Source organism: Nocardia anaemiae NBRC 100462 (assembly GCF_001612725.1).
Classification (GTDB): domain Bacteria; phylum Actinomycetota; class Actinomycetes; order Mycobacteriales; family Mycobacteriaceae; genus Nocardia; species Nocardia anaemiae.
On the sequence record NZ_BDAZ01000032.1, the window covers coordinates 103,570 to 120,259 of the forward strand.

General features: G+C 65.9%; 15 protein-coding genes. 6 read left to right on the plus strand and 9 right to left on the minus strand.

Going from position 1 to position 16,690, the window contains the following annotated elements; translation table 11 throughout:
* The first annotated feature begins 214 nt into the window (after positions 1 to 214).
* Complete coding sequence (locus NA5_RS20380) at positions 215 to 505, plus strand: YiaA/YiaB family inner membrane protein (RefSeq protein ID WP_062988448.1); 291 nt, start codon at positions 215 to 217, stop codon at positions 503 to 505.
* 58 nt (positions 506 to 563) lie between these two features.
* On the opposite strand, the gene NA5_RS20385 is transcribed toward NA5_RS20380, so the two are convergent.
* Together NA5_RS20385 and purL are read right to left on the minus strand one after the other, a co-directional pair.
* Positions 564 to 2,345 carry an alpha/beta hydrolase gene (locus NA5_RS20385; RefSeq protein WP_084484280.1) on the minus strand — a complete coding sequence of 594 codons (1,782 nt, stop codon included), beginning with the start codon at positions 2,343 to 2,345 and terminating at the stop codon, positions 564 to 566.
* Positions 2,346 to 2,416: 71 nt separating this feature from the next.
* Positions 2,417 to 4,711: a phosphoribosylformylglycinamidine synthase subunit PurL gene (gene purL, locus NA5_RS20390; RefSeq protein WP_062988378.1), complete on the minus strand. Its 2,295-nt coding sequence runs from the start codon at positions 4,709 to 4,711 to the stop codon at positions 2,417 to 2,419.
* A gap of 177 nt (positions 4,712 to 4,888) precedes the next feature.
* On the opposite strand from purL, the gene NA5_RS20395 reads away from it, so the two are divergent.
* A complete protein-coding gene (locus NA5_RS20395; RefSeq protein WP_062988451.1) occupies positions 4,889 to 6,190 on the plus strand; it encodes a glycosyltransferase 87 family protein in 1,302 nt (433 codons plus the stop codon).
* Positions 6,191 to 6,508: 318 nt separating this feature from the next.
* On the opposite strand, the gene NA5_RS20400 is transcribed toward NA5_RS20395, so the two are convergent.
* Both NA5_RS20400 and NA5_RS20405 read right to left on the minus strand, forming a co-directional pair.
* Positions 6,509 to 7,807 (minus strand): M18 family aminopeptidase, encoded by a 1,299-nt coding sequence (locus tag NA5_RS20400; RefSeq protein WP_062988380.1) that lies wholly within the window; start codon positions 7,805 to 7,807, stop codon positions 6,509 to 6,511.
* Between the two features lie 438 nt (positions 7,808 to 8,245).
* Positions 8,246 to 8,671: a MarR family winged helix-turn-helix transcriptional regulator gene (locus NA5_RS20405; protein ID WP_062988382.1), complete on the minus strand. Its 426-nt coding sequence runs from the start codon at positions 8,669 to 8,671 to the stop codon at positions 8,246 to 8,248.
* 49 nt (positions 8,672 to 8,720) lie between these two features.
* Between NA5_RS20405 and NA5_RS20410 the strand changes: the two genes are divergently transcribed.
* Positions 8,721 to 9,797 (plus strand): substrate-binding domain-containing protein, encoded by a 1,077-nt coding sequence (locus NA5_RS20410; RefSeq protein WP_062988383.1) that lies wholly within the window; start codon positions 8,721 to 8,723, stop codon positions 9,795 to 9,797.
* 230 nt (positions 9,798 to 10,027) lie between these two features.
* Here the strand turns inward: NA5_RS20410 and purQ are convergent, their stop codons facing one another.
* A complete protein-coding gene (gene purQ / locus NA5_RS20415; protein WP_062988384.1) occupies positions 10,028 to 10,708 on the minus strand; it encodes a phosphoribosylformylglycinamidine synthase subunit PurQ in 681 nt (226 codons plus the stop codon).
* Complete coding sequence (purS, locus tag NA5_RS20420; protein WP_062988386.1) at positions 10,705 to 10,941, minus strand: phosphoribosylformylglycinamidine synthase subunit PurS; 237 nt, start codon at positions 10,939 to 10,941, stop codon at positions 10,705 to 10,707. The genes purQ and purS overlap by 4 nt, the downstream gene beginning before the upstream one ends.
* A 95-nt stretch (positions 10,942 to 11,036) precedes the next feature.
* On the opposite strand from purS, the gene NA5_RS20425 reads away from it, so the two are divergent.
* Positions 11,037 to 11,681, plus strand: coding sequence for an MBL fold metallo-hydrolase (locus tag NA5_RS20425; RefSeq protein WP_062988388.1), 645 nt, complete (start codon positions 11,037 to 11,039; stop codon positions 11,679 to 11,681).
* 90 nt (positions 11,682 to 11,771) lie between these two features.
* Here the strand turns inward: NA5_RS20425 and NA5_RS20430 are convergent, their stop codons facing one another.
* Complete coding sequence (locus NA5_RS20430) at positions 11,772 to 13,136, minus strand: dipeptidase (RefSeq protein WP_062988453.1); 1,365 nt, start codon at positions 13,134 to 13,136, stop codon at positions 11,772 to 11,774.
* A gap of 232 nt (positions 13,137 to 13,368) precedes the next feature.
* Here NA5_RS20430 and gad point away from each other — a divergent pair, with 232 nt between their 5' ends.
* Complete coding sequence (gene gad / locus NA5_RS20435; RefSeq protein WP_062988455.1) at positions 13,369 to 14,772, plus strand: glutamate decarboxylase; 1,404 nt, start codon at positions 13,369 to 13,371, stop codon at positions 14,770 to 14,772.
* Positions 14,773 to 14,897: 125 nt separating this feature from the next.
* Here gad and NA5_RS20440 read toward each other — a convergent pair whose 3' ends face one another.
* On the minus strand, positions 14,898 to 15,599 hold the full coding sequence (locus NA5_RS20440; protein ID WP_062988457.1) for a DUF2334 domain-containing protein: 702 nt from the start codon (positions 15,597 to 15,599) through the stop codon (positions 14,898 to 14,900).
* A gap of 103 nt (positions 15,600 to 15,702) precedes the next feature.
* On the opposite strand from NA5_RS20440, the gene NA5_RS20445 reads away from it, so the two are divergent.
* Positions 15,703 to 15,993, plus strand: coding sequence for a hypothetical protein (locus NA5_RS20445; RefSeq protein WP_062988390.1), 291 nt, complete (start codon positions 15,703 to 15,705; stop codon positions 15,991 to 15,993).
* On the opposite strand, the gene NA5_RS20450 is transcribed toward NA5_RS20445, so the two are convergent.
* Positions 15,994 to 16,644 (minus strand): nitroreductase family protein, encoded by a 651-nt coding sequence (locus tag NA5_RS20450; RefSeq protein ID WP_062988392.1) that lies wholly within the window; start codon positions 16,642 to 16,644, stop codon positions 15,994 to 15,996.
* Positions 16,645 to 16,690: the final 46 nt, after the last annotated feature.

Sequence of the window (16,690 nt, forward strand, 5' to 3'; positions counted from 1 at the left end):
GTATGCGGGTGTGCTCGGGTCGGCGTGTGCGTAGCCCGCAGCGCCACGCGGTATTGCTGGCACAGATCACAGCGGCGCTCGGCCGACCGAACCGACTCGATCCGCGAATCATCCAGCGGCAGTGTCCCTTACCCGCATTGTCCGGCAACTACCCAACGCGCTCGAGTAGTTGTACGCGGTTGTGCCGCGGGCCGAATCAGCAGACTTCTTGTTCATGAGCCATCCCAACGCCCGGCCGAAAACCTCGTCGGCCTTCCTCGCGCAAGCCGCGATCGCGTTCGGCGTCAGCTTCTTCGGGACCGGCGTCGGCATCTTCTATCTGCCACTCGATATCGCACAGCGCGGCTTCCTCGGCATGTCCGTGCTGTTCCTGGTGTCGAGTGCCTTCACCCTGGCGAAGGTGGTTCGCGACCAACAGGAATCGGCGACCATCAGCCGCCGCTTGGACGAGGCGCGGATGGAAAAGCTGATCGCGGAGCATGATCCGTTCAAATCCGTCGGCTGATGCCGCGCATCTGGACGAGTCCGGCAACGAGGGGTTCGGGCCCGCCCAGGTGTGTGCCTTATTTCAGTTGGTGCTCGCGAGCCGAGGAAATGGTCAGATAATCGCGGACTCGATCCGCCAACTCGGCCGACCAATCCGGCGGCTGCGCGATCGCGGCCCAGGCATCCAATACCAGGTTGCCGTAGTTGTGCCCGTGTCCGTCGCTGACGCTCTGTGCTCTGGGCAGATCCGCGGCGACCTGCCAGAACGTGACGATCGGATACCACGCCATCCGCGAGGACACATCCGGACCGCGCGATTCGCGCAGCCAATCCGGTTCGCTGAACAGCAGATCCGCCGACCACCAGACCACCGGATCGGAGGCGTGCTGCAGATAGGCGATGCGCGGCGCCAGCCAGTTGTCCCCAGGCTTCCACAGGTCGGCGCGGCTGTCGGAGAAGCGCACTACCAGTCCGTCTGCATAGGTAGGCAAGATCTCCGGCGTGCCGGGATCGCGACGGGCGGTGAATTCGCTCCACAGTCGGTTGGAATTCGGCGGTCCGACCCACAGCACGCCGTCGGTCTTCGATCGGATATCGGCCAAGCCGGTGAAAGCACCTTCGGAACCCTGGGATCCCAGGCTCTCGCCATAGACGAGCAGCTTGGGCCTGGCATCCTTCGGCCGGGCCGACCAGTGCTCATAAACCTTGTCGAAGACCAGTTTTCCCATCTGGGTCGCCTTGTCCTTATCGGACAGGAACGACAGCACACTCGGCAGATACGAGTACTGGGTCGCGGCGATCGCGGTGTCGCCGTTGTACATCAGCTCGATGGATTCGGCGCTGGACGAATCGACCCAGCCGGTGCCCGTCGTCGTCACGACCACCAGCACCTTGCGCTCGAATGCCTTGGTGCGCTCCAACTCCGCCGCGATCAATTCCGCCTGCGCCTCGGGCCCGTCGGCCGATTCCAATCCGGCGTAGACCCGAATCGGTTCACGCGCGGGCTTTCCGGTGACCTGGCTGATATCGGCTGCGGTCGGCACGAACGAGACGAACCAACGCCCCTCGGAACCGAGAGTGTCCCAGGCCGCCAATGAGTTCGGACTGCCTGAGCGCTCCGGAAGCTGCGGCTGTACGGCATTCGGCGAGGTGTCGGTGTTGCGCACGCTGAACGCCGAATTCGCCACATCGAAAAAGACTTTGGTGAGCACGCCGTTGAACACCAGCACCAATGCGATCACGACGACGAGCACACCGGTCGGGACGGCCAGTTGGCGCGGAAAGTGGGCGCGCCTGATCAGCTCGAATGCGATCGTACGGACAAGCCGCCGCAGTATCCGGAATACCGCGATGACGATCGCACCGACCAGTGCGCTCAGTGCGCCGGTGCGCAGAAACCCGGAGGTCGTGGTGGGTTCCATGCCCATGAGCGCGGTGATCTCGCGCTGCCAGCGGGCCGATTCGATCAGCAGAAAGACGGCGACGCCGAGACAGCCGAGCACAATCGCGGTCTTGACCGCGCCGGACAGCCACTCGGGCCGCTTCGCCCACAGCCGCCCGACCGCTGGCGGCAACTGAGCGACCTTGCGGCGCAACGGTTTCCGCAACCACTTGCGGTAAACCCATTCGAACAGACAGCCGACGCCATAGCCGATGGCCGCATTGATCCCGCTGACCAGTCCCTCGAACAGCCAATCGCGTGGCAGCAATGAGGGCGTCAGCGACCAGCCGAAGAACACCGTGGCCACGATGAGCCCGACGTAATTCGGATGGAAGAAGCGCTCGACGACGCCGACAAGTTTGCCGACGCCCCCGCGGCGTGAGCTCAGGCCCCGGAGGCGGTAGCGGAGCGTAACCACGGAGGGGACAGCGCACGCCGCGAATCGAGCACCGCGGCGGGCTACCGAGACTTCACCAGCCTCCGGCGCGCTCAAACGGCACTGGCCCCGAACAGCTTCGGCAGCGTGCCCTCGTGCGCCTCGCGCAGGTCGTCCAGGGTGATCGAGAACTGGCCCTGCACCTCAACGGAATCCGATCCCTGATCGACCACACCGATACGCACCCACGGCAATTCGCGCGCGGTGCACATCTTGGTGAAGCGGGTCTCCTCCGAGCGCGGCACCGCGACGAGCACCCGGCCCGCCGATTCCGAGAACAGCTGCACGAATGGATCCGAACCCTCGGGAAGCAGGATGCGGCAACCGGTTTCGCCCGCCAGCGCGGCCTCGACCACGGTTTGGATCAGGCCGCCCTCGGAAAGGTCGTGTGCCGCACTGATCATGCCGTCGCGCGAACCCGAGGTCAGTACCTCGGCGAGCAGTTGTTCGCGGGCGAAGTCGACCTTGGGCGGTACGCCGCCGAGATGATCGTGTGCGACCTGCGACCAGATCGAGCCGCCGAATTCGTCGGCGGTCTCGCCGAGCAGGATCAGCGTTTCGCCCGGCTCCAGGCCGAGGCCGGTCGGGATGCGCCGGTGCACATCGTCGATGACGCCGAGCACGCCGACCACCGGCGTCGGCAGGATGGCGTCCTGACCGGTCTGGTTGTAGAAGCTGACATTGCCGCCGGTGACCGGAATGCCCAGAGCCACACAGCCGTCCGCGAGACCGCGCACCGCCTGTTGGAACTGCCACATCACGCCCGGATCCTCCGGGGAGCCGAAGTTGAGGCAGTTGGTGACGGCCTTCGGCATCGCACCGGTGGTGGCCACATTGCGGTAGGCCTCGGCCAGCGCGAGCTGCGCGCCGGTGTAGGGGTCGAGCTTGGTGTAGCGGCCGGACGCGTCGGTGGCCAGCGCGATGCCGCGGCCGGTCTCCTCATCGATCCGGATGACACCCGCGTCGGCGTGTTCGGCGAGCACGGTATTGCCGCGGACGTAGCGGTCGTACTGCTCGGTGATCCACCGGCGGCTGCACAGCTGCGGGCTGGCGACCATCTGCAATACGGTGGCGCGCAATTCGTCCGGAGTCTTCGGGCGGGGCAGCGTGTCCGGGGTGTCGGCGATGAGCGCGTCCTGGAAATCCGGACGCTGCACCGGCCGCTCATATACCGGGCCCTGATGTGCGACGGTGCGCGGCGGCACATCGACGACGGTCTCACCGTGCCAGCTGATCACCAGCCGGTCGCCCTCGGTGACTTCACCGATGACCGTGGCCAGCACATCCCACTTGTGGCAGACGGCCATGAACGCGTCCACATTCTCCGGCGTGACCACCGCGCACATGCGCTCCTGCGATTCGCTGGAGAGCACCTCGGCCGGGGTCATGCCCTTGGCGCGCAACGGCACCTTGGTCAGGTCGATATGCATGCCGCCATCGCCCGCGGCAGCGAGTTCGGAAGTGGCACAGGACAATCCGGCGCCGCCGAGGTCCTGGATGCCGACCACCAGCTTGGCCGCGTACAGCTCGAGACAACACTCGATGAGCACCTTCTCGGCGAACGGGTCGCCGACCTGGACGCTGGGCAGCTTCTTGCGGCCGGTGCCGGATTCGTCACCGGAGAAGGTGTCCGAGGCCAGCACCGAAACGCCGCCGATGCCATCGAGTCCGGTGCGCGCGCCGAACAGAATGATCTTGTTGCCCGTGCCGGAAGCGAAGGCAAGATGCAGATCCTCGACCCGCATGACACCGGCACACAGCGCATTGACCAGCGGATTGCCCTGGTAGGAGGCATCGAAAACGGTCTCGCCGCCGACATTCGGCAGGCCGAGCGAATTGCCGTAGCCGCCGACACCGCGCACCACACCGTCGACCACGCGCCGGGTATCCGGCGCGTCCGCCGCGCCGAAGCGCAGCTGATCCATCACCGCGATGGGCCGCGCACCCATGGCCATGATGTCGCGCACAATGCCGCCGACACCGGTGGCCGCACCCTGATACGGCTCCACATAGGAGGGGTGGTTGTGGCTTTCCACCTTGAAGGTGACCGCCCAGCCCTCGCCGATATCGACGACGCCCGCGTTCTCACCGATGCCCGCGAGCATCGCGGACTTCATTTCGTCGGTGGTGGTCTCGCCGAAGTAGCGCAGATGCACCTTCGAGGACTTGTAGGAGCAGTGCTCGCTCCACATCACCGAATACATCGCCAGTTCGGCGTCGGTCGGCCGACGGCCGAGAATTTCCTTGATCCGCGCGTACTCGTCGTCCTTGAGACCGAGCTCCTTGTACGGCTGCGGGGCGTCGGGAGTTGCTGCGGCTGCGCTGACGGTGTCGACCTGCGGAGTCACGGAGTACCAGGGTCCTTTCGGGCCGGAGCGCGAAGCTGGGGATTCGCCATGAAGTTTAGCCGTGGCCCTCGATGGGCAGCCGATCGCATCGACCGGGCGTCCGGATCGCCGGTTTTCCGGCCCGGATGCCTCGGGTCGGCACCCATCGCGCGAGCTCGCAACCGCTACGCTTTGGCCGTGAACGATCGATCGGGGGTCGCGGATCCGGCCGAGCAGCCCGTCACCACGCAGGACATCCGGCTCGACGCCGACCCGGACCTCTCGCCGCGATTCTCGATGTCGAACCCGCAGGTGCGCTGGCTGCTGATCGCCGTCGCGATGTTCGCCGTGTCGGCCATCGTCTCGCTGGTGGTGCACTGGTGGAACGGATATATCGATCTTCAGGTCTATCGCAACGGTGCGCGCGTCTGGCTCGACGACGGTGAGTTGTACGGACCGATGCCCCCGGTCGAGGGGATCGGACTGCCGTTCACCTATCCCCCACTGGCGGCCCTGTTCTTCGCACCGCTCGCGCTGATGCCGCTGCCGCTGGCCGAGGTGCTGGTGACCGCCACCTCGGTGCTCAGCCTCGGCATCACGCTGTGGCTGGTGCTCGTGCGGCTGCGCCCTACCCTCGAGCGGCGGACCGTGCTGGCGCTGGTCATCGGTGTGGTCGCGGTGGCGCAGATGTCCGAACCGATCCGGCAGACCTTCGGTTTCGGCCAGATCAATCTGGTGCTGATGGCCGCGGTCACCATGGATTGCCTTGTCCGCAAACCGGTCTGGCCGCGCGGCATGCTCATCGGCATCGCGGTCTCGGTGAAATTGATTCCGGCCGGATACCTGCTGTACTTCCTGCTACGCCGGGATTGGAAGGCGGCGGGCACGCTGATCGTCTCGGCGATCGTCGCGGTCGGACTCGGATTTCTACTGTTCCCGAGCGATTCGGCCGAATACTGGTTCCACACCCTGGCCGATACCGGCCGCATCGGACCGCCCTATTTCGCGGGCAATCAGTCGATCAAGGGCATGGCCTTCCGCCTCGGCGTCTCCGATTCGCTGGCCACCATGATCTGGATCACGCTGTCGCTCATCGCGATTGCCCTGGCGGCGGTATGGATGCACCGGCTACTGGAAGCGGGACAGCAGGTCGCCGCCCTGATGGTGAACGCTGCCGCCGTCTTGCTGGTGTCCCCGGTTTCCTGGTCGCACCACTGGGTTTGGATCGCCCCCGCAATCCTGGTCACCGCCGACGCCATCGCCCGCGGCACCCGCAACCGCTGGTTCATCGGCTCGGTCGCCGCCTTCACCGTGCTGTTCATGATCGGCCCCCAATGGCTCCTGCCGCATTCGAAGGACCTGGAACTCGGCTGGGCCTGGTGGCAGCAGATCATCGGCAGCAGTTACGTCCTCGCCACCCTGGCCGTCTTCGTGGTCGCCGTCACCACCTACCACCCGACGCACACCCCGGTACCCGAGAAGACCACCGCCGCAGCCTGATCGCGATCGCCCTTCCCCTGAGCTGTCGCATAGCGAGTGAGACCCTCGCACAGGGTATGAGCTATGCGACATGCCCATTGTCTATGCGACGGGTTCGGAGTGCCGTTTGGCATTTCAGGCCTGCGGAAATGCCGCGCGGATTCCCAATCGCGAAGTGTCGCAGTAGGAACCCGCCCGGACTGGTCAGCCGAATCGGCATGCCCGTATACGCCCATGAGGGCGCGAAACTGTGGGCTCCCCAACACGAGCCCGCACCGGACTCATCAGCCGATTCGGTGTGCTGGTGGGCACCCGGGGGATGCGCGGAACTGCGGGTCCCTACCGGTCGAGTGGTGTGGGGGTAAGGAAGGCGGCCAGGGCGGCGGCATAGGACGAAACATCTTCTGCGCCCATGATTTCGCGGGCCGAATGCATTGCGAGTTGTGCGGCGCCGACATCGACGGTGGGCATGCCGGTGCGCGCGGCGGTCATCGGGCCGATGGTGGAGCCGCAGGGGAGATCGGCGCGGTGCACGTAGCGTTGCAGGGGGACCTCGGCTTGGGCGCAGGCCAGGGCGAAGGCACCCGCACCTGCCGCGTCGGTGGCGTAGCGCAGGTTCTGGTTGACCTTGAGCACCGGACCGCCGTTGACCTCGATGCGGTGCGCGGGCTCGTGACGCTCCGGGTAGTTGGGATGGGTCGCGTGCGCCATATCGCCGGAGGCGCAGACGGATCCGGACAGTGCGGCAAGGTATTCGGCGCGGCCGCCGCCACGTGCGAGCACGATGCGTTCGAGCACCGTCGGCAACAGATCGGATTGCGCGCCCCGATCGGACTGGCTGCCGACCTCCTCGTGATCGAACATCGCCAGCACCGGAATGGCCGCACCGGGTTCCTCGATCGCCGCCAGGAAGGCGCTCAATCCCGCATAGCAGGTGCCCTGATTGTCCAGGCGAGGCGCGCTCACCAGATCGCGGTCCCGGCCGACCAACCGGCTCGGCGCCAGATCATGGGTCATCAATTCCCAGCCGAGCACCGACTGCGGATCCACCTCGGCGTATTCGGCGACGAAATCGAGGAATGAGCGCGGCTGCGCGCCGAGACCCCAGATCGCATTGACGTGCCGCTGCGGATCCAGCGTGACACCGCGGCGATCCTCCGAGAGGTGGATGGCCAACTGCGGCACCCGCAAGATTGGTTCATCGATGCGAATCAGCTGTTCGCGCACCACATTTCCGTCGCGCACGCTGAGCCGACCTGAGATGCCGAGTTCCCGGTCCAGCCACGAATTCAGCCAGGCGCCGCCATAGGGCTCCAGCCCGACCAGCTGCCAGCCCACCGCGGCCAGATCCGGATACTGCTTCACCCGCAGGTTCGGACTGTCGGTGTGCGCACCGACCACCCGGAACGGCGTCACCCCCGCGGCATCGGCCGTCGCCCACGCGACGAGCGAACCGCCGCGCACGACGTAGTGGCGGCTCGGCCCATCCGCAGGCCACGGCGCCGACTCCGCGAGCGGGGTGAAGCCGTTGGCGTCCAGTTCCCGCGCGACCGTCCGGCATACGTGGAACGGCGACGGTGAATCGTCGATGAAGGCGCACAACCCGGCGGCCGTGGCAGCGGTAGTGGAAACGGGCATGCCTGCGATCCTATGCAGACGCGGCGCCGGGATCCGATCGGCTCGATCTCGAAGAGATCCCGCAGGCTGCTCCTTCGCCTCGAGCGGGTCGTTGCTCCAGATTCGATGGAAGTCGAGCAAGCCGTCCGTTATCCCGTACGCAGCGGGCGCATGCCTCCCGGTTCAACAACCCGTAAGAAACGGTGGCGGTCGAAGTGCCGCCGATCCACCGAGAACCGCGTTGCGGCCGCATACATCGGCAAAGCCTGGTTTCGTCGCCGGAACCACCACCGCGATGGAGCAACTCGGTCTCATCTTGCGGCTATGGCCGAATATTCGAACACCATAATGAGGTCTATTCGGAACATAACCGAAGGAATGGTAATTGCGCACCCAGACAGCGCAACCGAACATTCATGGGATTAATTCATCCGACGACTACCCCAGTGCCAATTTGAACTACTCCGCGGAAACGAGTTCCAGCAAACGCATCAGCTCGGCATAACGCCGCGCACCGATACGCGAACGCAACTCCTGCTCCACGCGTTCCTCTTCGATGCGCACCGCGTCGACCAGATCCGAACCGAGCCTGCTCAGGCCGATCAGGATGCGGCGGCGGTCGTCCTCGGCGGCCACCCGGAAGATCAGGCCGCGTTCGGCGAGTGCGTCGGCATGCCTGGTCGCCGAGGACGGCGGTAGCTGCGACCTGGCCGCTAGCTCACTCATGGTGACCCCGAACTCGGCGGACAGATTCGACAGCATCGACCATTGATCGGCTGTCAGTTGCCTGGCGCACAGGGCGGCGTCGAGGTGGTCCAGCCAACGCCGTTCCGCGGCACGCAGCACACCATGCAGCGTGGAATATCCGCTTACAATGGTCGTCATTATTTCCTGCCTGCCATGAATTTCGCTCGAACGAGAAGAAGAGTACCGAATGTCAGCGTTCGGCGAGAGCCCAGACGGCACGATCGAGATACTGAACATAGTCCCTATGCAGGGACCGGGCGGTATCGTAGCGGCGTCGTGCGATGCGGCGGTTTCGCTCGCGGTCGACGAAATCAATGCTGGGACAGGTTTTCTGGGCCGCGAAATTCGTACTACGAATATCGATGGCGGGCGGAATCCGCGCGAGGTCGCCGAAGAGGTTTCCGCGCTGCTGGCCACCGGGATGGTGGACGCGATCACCGGCTGGCACACCTCGGCGGTGCGATTGGCCGTGGCGCGCGCCAATGCCAGTCGGGTGCCCTATCTTTTCGCCACCGGACACGAGGGTCTCACCAATGAGCTACCCGGGGTGCTGATGCTCGGCGAACATCCGGCGGGCCAGACCCTGCCCGCGGTGCACTGGCTGCGGCGCGAATACGGTGTGCGCCGCTGGGCGATCATCGGCAACGACTACATCTGGCCGCGCGAATCGGCCAAGGCGGTGCGCCGCAGCCTGACCGATCCGAGCGCCATCGTGCTGGAACGATTCGTACCGCTCGGCGCACCGGACTTCACAGAATTCCTCGACCATCCCGCACTCGACCACGCCGATGCCGTCATCATCCTGATGGTCGGCGCGGACGTCTCCCGCTTCAACCGGCAGTTCGCCGCCACCGGACGCGCCGACACGCTGCTGCGCATAAGCCCGGCCGCCGACGAAAACGTGCTGCTGACCGCCGGTCCCGAGGCCAACCACAACTTCTACGTGGCATCCAGCTACTTCGTGGACCCACGCACCGACGACGGCCGCGACCGGCTGGCCCGCTACCGCCGACTACACGGCAGCTTCGCGCCCGCACTGACCAGCTTCAGCAATATGAGCTACGAGGCGATCCACACCCTGCGCGCGATCGGCGAGACGGTCGGATCACTGGACGTACCCGACGTACACGCGGCGCTCGATCAGGGTGTGCGGCTCGAAACACCAGGCGGTTCCCGAAGTTTCGTCGGAAACCAGGCCCAGCAGCACGGCTATATCGCGTTGGCCGACGGCGTCGATTTCGACATCATCGCCCGGATCACTTGAGTGAGAGTCACCCGACACGGTTACTACGACGGAGCGAGGGCGACCGTTCGCGTGTCCGAGCCGTCGAAGCGCGTGCCGCAGGCGCGGAACCCGACCATCCAGCACACCACCCTGACCAACCACGACGGAGCGAGAACGACCCGTCTAGCGTCCGAGCCGTCGAGCCGCAGGCGCGAGTCTCGACGGAGCCTGCAGTTCGCTCGAAAGTGTCAGCCGCGAGACGCCAGGCGCTACGAAGCCGCGACCAAGGTGTCGAGCACCGAGAGGAACAGGCCGAGGCCGTCGTCGCTCGGGCCGGTCAGCGGCTCGGTGGCGTGTTCGGGATGCGGCATCAGGCCGACGATCCGGCCATCTGCCGAGGAGATGCCCGCGATATCGCGCTGGGAGCCATTAGGATTGTCGCCCGCGTAGCGGAAGACCACTCGGCCCTCGCCCTCGAGTTCATCGAGCACACGCTCGGACGCCTGAAAGCGCCCCTCGGCGTTCTTTACCGGGATGAGGATCTGGGCACCTGGCTCGAAACGCGAGGTCCACGCGGTATTCGCGGTTTCGACGCGCAGCCATTCGTCACGGCAGACGAAGTGCAGTCCCTCGTTGCGGGTCAGCGCGCCGGGCAGCAGGCCCGCCTCGCACAACACCTGGAAACCATTGCAGATACCCAGGATCGGCAGGCCGCGACCCGCGGCCTTGACGACCTCACCCATCACCGGGGCGAATCGGGCGATGGCACCGGCGCGCAGGTAGTCGCCGTAGGAGAAGCCGCCGGGCACGATCACCGCGTCGACCTGCTTCAGGTCGGCATCGGCATGCCACAGGCTGACCGCCTCGGCGCCCGCCAGCTTGACCGCCCGAGCGGCGTCGACATCGTCGAGCGTGCCAGGAAAAGTAATGACCCCGATCCGCGCCGTCATGAAACGCGCACGACCTTCCAGTCCTCGATCACGGTGTTGGCGAGCAGCGCCTCGGCGATCTGTTCGAGCTCCGCGTCGCTGACACTGTCGTCGACATCGAGCTCGAATCGCTTGCCCTGCCGCACATCCGACACTCCGGCGAATCCCAGGCGCGGGAGCGCGCCGGCGATGGCCTGACCCTGCGGATCCAGGATCTCGGCCTTCGGCATCACCTCGACCACGACTCGTGCCACGCGTTGCTCCTCAGGTGGTGTTGGGGTTACCTGAGCAGCGTAGTTGTCCGGGTTGTCCGAGCTACGGTCGGGGTCGAGTCAAATAGCATGGCCCCATGCGCATAGCCCACTTCGGCCACTCCTGCATCCTCGTCGAATTGCACGGCAAGAAGGTGCTGTTCGATCCGGGCACCTTCTCACACGGCTTCGAGGGCATTACCGGCCTGGACGCCATCGCCGTCACCCACCAGCATCCCGACCATATCGATCCGAGCCGGATCGAGGCACTGCTCGACAACAACCCGAATGCGCGCCTGTTCAGCGATCCACAGACCGCACAGCAGCGCGGCGAACCGTGGGAGGCGGTGCACGCGGGCAATGCGATCACCCTCGGCGATCTCCAGATCACCGGTGGCGGCGGCAGGCATGCGGTGATCCACCCGGAGATCCCGGTGATCGATAACACCGTCTTCCAACTCGGCACCCCGGACGACCCGGCCCAACTCGTGCACCCCGGCGACTCGCTCTGGGTGCCCCCGGTCGAGGTCGGCGTCCTCGCTGTCCCCGCATCCGCGCCATGGATGCGCATCAGCGAGGCCGTCGACTACCTGCGCGCGGTCGCCCCGGCCACCGCCTTCCCCATCCACTTCGGCATCATCCAACCCGAAGCCCAAGGCATCTACTTCGGCCGCCTATCCGAAATGGCCCCCACCACAACAGAATTCACCGTAATCGCCCCCGAAACCCAGCGCGACCTCTAACCCTGGACGGTTGATCACCATGTATCCAGGGCGGCAAATGTCGAGAGGGATCCGCCACGGATACATGGTGATCGGACGTCCAACACGCTGTCAGCGGATTTGTTCGGCGTAGGTGGCGAGGAAGAGGGCTTCGGCGAGGGCCATGTGTTCGATTTCGGCGGGGTCGACGCTCTCGTTGGGGGCGTGGATGAGGCATTTGGGTTCTTCGACGCCCAGCAGCATGATCTCGGCGTCCGGATAGGTGTCGGCGAAAACGTTGCACAGCGGGATCGAGCCGCCCTGGCCCTGGGTGGTGGTCGCGCGGCCGTATGCGGCGGTGAGTGCGGCTTCCATGGCGGTGCGGGCCGGACCGCCCCTTGCCGACCGGAACGGCGCGCCGGTCCCCTCGGTTTCCACGGTGAGTTTCGCGCGCCACGGCGTATGCGCACGCAGGTGCGCGGTCAGCAGTTCCAGTGCATGGCCGGGATCGGTTCCCGGCGGAATGCGCAGGTTGAGCCGGGCTCGCGCGACGGGCTGGATGGCCGCCGATGAACCGAGCACCTTCGGTGCGTCGATGCCGAGCACCGTCAAAGCCGGTCGCGCCCAGAGCATATCGGCGACGGTGCCGTCACCGATGAGTTCGACGCCGCCGAGTACGCCTGCGTCAGAACGGAATTGGTCTTCCATATATTGCACGCCGGTCCAGCGCTGATCGTTGCGCAGACCGGCGACGGTGGTGTTGCCGTGTTCGTCGCGCAAGGAGGCGAGCAGCTGGATGAGCGCGGCGAGCGCATCCGGAGCCGGACCGCCGAACATGCCGGAATGCATTGGCCCAGCGAGGGTTTCGATGGTGACGACCACGTTCACGTTGCCGCGCAGGGATTCGGTCAAGGTCGGCATACCGTTCGCGAAATTGCCGCAGTCGCCGATCAGAATCGCATCCGCGCGCAAAAGGTCCGGATTGGCCTCGACGAATTGTTCGAGTCCGCCGGTGCCCTGCTCCTCGGAACCCTCCGCGACCAGCGTGACCCCGAGCGGCAGATCCGCGCCGAGTGCCCGCAGCGCGGTCAGGTGCATCACGATATTGCCTTTGCAGTCGGCGCTGCCGCGCCCGTACCAGCGGCCGTCTTTCTCGGTCAGCTCCCAGACCGGGGTGCGCCAGGCATCGTCGTCGAGCGGCGGCTGCACGTCGTAGTGGCAGTAGAGCAAGACCGTCGGCGCACCGTGTAGCGCGGGACGTGAGGCGATGACGGCCTTACTGCCATCGGGAGTTTCGTGCAGGCCCACCTTGGTCAGGCCCGCCCCGGCGAACGCGTCGGCGACCCACTGCGCGGTCCGGTCGCATTCCTCCGGCGGGAACTGCCGGGGATCGGCCACCGACTTGAACGAAACCAGTTGGGTGAGATCGGTTTTCGCCTGCGGCATCAGCGCGGTCACCCGCTGGCGCAGCGCCGCGATGCGGGAGTCGTCGATCATCTGCGAAACCTCATTTCCGATCCGATCCAGCACAGAAGCGGCCAAGGGCGCGCCGCCCGCCCACTCTGGCATGAACCGCTCGGGCCATACGGGAGAACTCAGCCGACCGATCGGTCTGTGTCGTCCGGATCGGAACCGGCGAAATCCGACCGCCGCTATGACATGCTGATACGTCGACGCTGGTTGCCGCTGTTTCGCAAACATTACGCGAGCCATGTTCGGAGGCGGTTCGATGACAGAAGGACTGGAGCCCGACGACCTATTCGCCCTGCCGGGCCTGCGCCGGTCGGCGCCGAAGGCCGGATTTCCGACCAACGAGTTGATCCCGCAGGTCGCCTACGAGATCGTGCACGACGAACTGATGCTCGACGGCGTCTCCCGGATGAACCTGGCGACCTTCTGCACCACCTGGGTGGATGACCAGGCGCGCAGACTGATGAACGAATCCCTGGACAAGAACATCGTCGACAAGGACGAATATCCGCAGACCGCCGAACTGGAGCGCCGGTGCGTGCGAATGGTCGCCGATCTGTGGCATGCGCCGGATCCAGCGGGCACGCACGGCACCTCAACCACCGGCTCGAGTGAGGCCGCGATGCTCGGCGGTCTGGCCGCCAAATTCCGCTGGCGCAAACGTGGCGGCACCGGAACCCCGAATTTCGTCTGCGGTCCGGTGCAGGTGTGTTGGGAAAAATTCGCGCGCTATTTCGATGTGGAGATACGCCAGATCCCGCTGCGCGGGGACCGGCTGACCATGCATCCCGACGATGTGGCCGCCTATTGCGACGCGAACACCATCATGGTGGTGCCGAACTTCGGTCAGACCTACACCGGCCTGTTCGAGGATGTCGCCGGGATAAGCCGCGCGCTGGACCGGCTGCAAGAGGCCAGCGGCCTCGATATCCCCATCCATGTCGACGCCGCCAGCGGCGGATTCCTCGCGCCGTTCACCGCACCGGATCTGATCTGGGATTTCCGGCTTTCACGGGTCAAATCGATCAATGCCTCCGGCCACAAGACCGGGCTCGCGCCGCTCGGCTCGGGCTGGGCGATCTGGCGCGAGGCCGCCGATCTGCCCGAGGAGCTGATCTTCAATGTGGATTACCTCGGCGGCAGCATGGCCACCTTCAATCTCAACTTCTCCCGCCCCGGCGGGCAGGTGATCACCTCGTACTACGAATTCATCCGGCTCGGCCACACCGGCTACACCCGCCTGCAGTCCCAGCTCTACCACGTCGCCCAGCATTTGGCGGCTGGCCTGCTGAAACTCGGTCCGTTCGAGATGATCCACGGCGGCGATCCACATCATGGCATCGCGGCCGTGTCCTGGCGGCTGATCGAGGATGTCGGCTTCAATCTCTACGAACTATCGGATCGGCTGCGGACCAGGGGTTGGCTGATCGCCGCGTATCCGTTGCCCGCCGACCGGGAGAACGAGACGATCATGCGCGCGCTGGTCCGGCATGGGTTCAGCATCGATATGGCCGACCTGCTGCTCGCCGATATCGCGCGGGGTATGGCGCAACTGGACAAGCATCCACAGGCCAAACCGCTCACCCAAGAGGAAGCCGGCGGGTTCACGCACAACGCGACCGCGGCGGTGCCGAGCGAGAAGGCGAAGCCCGTCCGGCCCTGAGCCGCCGAATAGTGCTGGTACACAGTCGATTACGCCGCGCGCCGCCGCCCGATCACGCCATTGCGGGCGGCGGCGCCTCGTGCGGCGGTGCCGATCACACCCCGCACGGTTTCCGGCAGACCTGATCAGGCCGCCTTGACGGCGGCGAACGGTTCCCAGCGGTACACCTCGCTGGCCGCGCCGTGGAACAGCGCGAGATCGACCGCGTCGAGCATCGCCTGCCGCGGACCGGAGCGACCGAGCTGAGCCGCGGAAACGGCCAGCCGCAGCACACCGCCGCGACGTGCGGTCCTGGCCGCACCGAGCACCAGCGCGCGACACCACCACGGCTCGGCACGGAAACCCTCGCCCATGCCGTAGACGCGCGCCTTCTGGGCGATATTGCGCTCGAGATCGAGAATCGAGGTCAACCCGAGCGCGAGCCGGAAACCGGCCTCGGGCAGCGCCTCGATTGCGCCCGCGGAGGCATCCCAGCGCGGGGCCGCGAATAGCCGGGTGCGCAATTCCACCTGCTCGAGCACCCGATCCGCCGCGGTCAGCCGCAGGCGCGCCTCGTGCCGGGGCAGGGTGGCGAATTCGGCTCGGCGCCGCTTGGTCGCCGCCTGGTCGTAGCCGTGCAGCACGATCGCATCGCCGCGGGCGCGCCGACCACGCAGCCATGCCTGCGTCGCCGGATCTTCCACCAGCCGGTAGCCGCCCTTCAACCGGGGCGCGACCAGCAGCGAAAGCCGCACATCGCGGCGATCCATTTCGGCCGCGAATTCGATAGCCGCGTCCCGCGTGGTGTCCCGGATCCCGGAAATCGACACCATCAGCTCAGCGTTCATGACCTCACGGTGCCAGCCGCAGATGTACTCGACGTGCAGGGCGGATGACCCGCCGACGAACACTGCGCCACACCCACGGCACATCTACCCTAAGATCTGCGGCGTGAAGACAGCCCTGCTCAGCGCTCTGTCAGTTCCACTCCTGCTCATCGCCCCGGCCACGGCGCTAGCCGACCCCGGCGATCCCCAGATCTTCAGCCAAGACGAAACCTGCACTGCGACACAGGGTTTCGTCAATCAGGTGCGCAGCCGCACGCCCGATGCGACTCCGGATCAGATCGCCGACGCCTACATCACGATCATGGATGCGAACGGCGCATATCAGGGCATCGAAGAGTTCCGCGACAGCGACCGTGCCACCTTCCTGGAGAACATGCGCACCTGCGGCCTCTGATTACCACCGTTCGCAGTGCAGTACCTGCTCCCTCGGCACCCGAACGGCGGGTTTGAAGTCGGTGCCGAGGGTGTAGGCCAGCGGAATGAATGCCGCGAGCATCACCTTTTCATACGGAACACCCAGTGCCGCAGCGAGTTCGCGCTCCAGCGGACCCTGCGCGCTGGTCCAGGTGGTGCCGAGTCCGCGGGCTCGCGCGGCGAGCATGAAGCTCCACACCGCGGGCAGAATGGAACCCCAAGCGCCCGACTGGATCTCGACCGAGGCGCGATCGGTTCGCCCCTCGATGGCCGGAATCACCATGGCCGGAACTCGATGGATATTTTCGGCGAGATAGCGCAGACCGTCGAAGACCCGCTCGGTCGAATGCGGGGCGTAGTTCATGCGCCACACGTCATCGGCGGTCAGCGGCTGTCCGGTTCCGACGGTGAGCGCGCGCCGGAAGATGTCACCGACCACTCGACGCCTGGCCCGATCGGTGACGACGATGAAGTGCCAGCGCTGCCGATTGCGTCCGGTCGGCGCCTGGGTCGCGAGGTCGATGCACTCCTCGATCAACACGCGTGGCACCGGACGGTCGAAATCCAGGCGTTTGCGCACCGCTCGGGTCGTAGACAGCAACTCGTCCGGGGTCAGATCCAGCGTTGTCATCGGGTACTCCTCGGGCCGATTCCTGCGATCACTCAGACCGTATGAC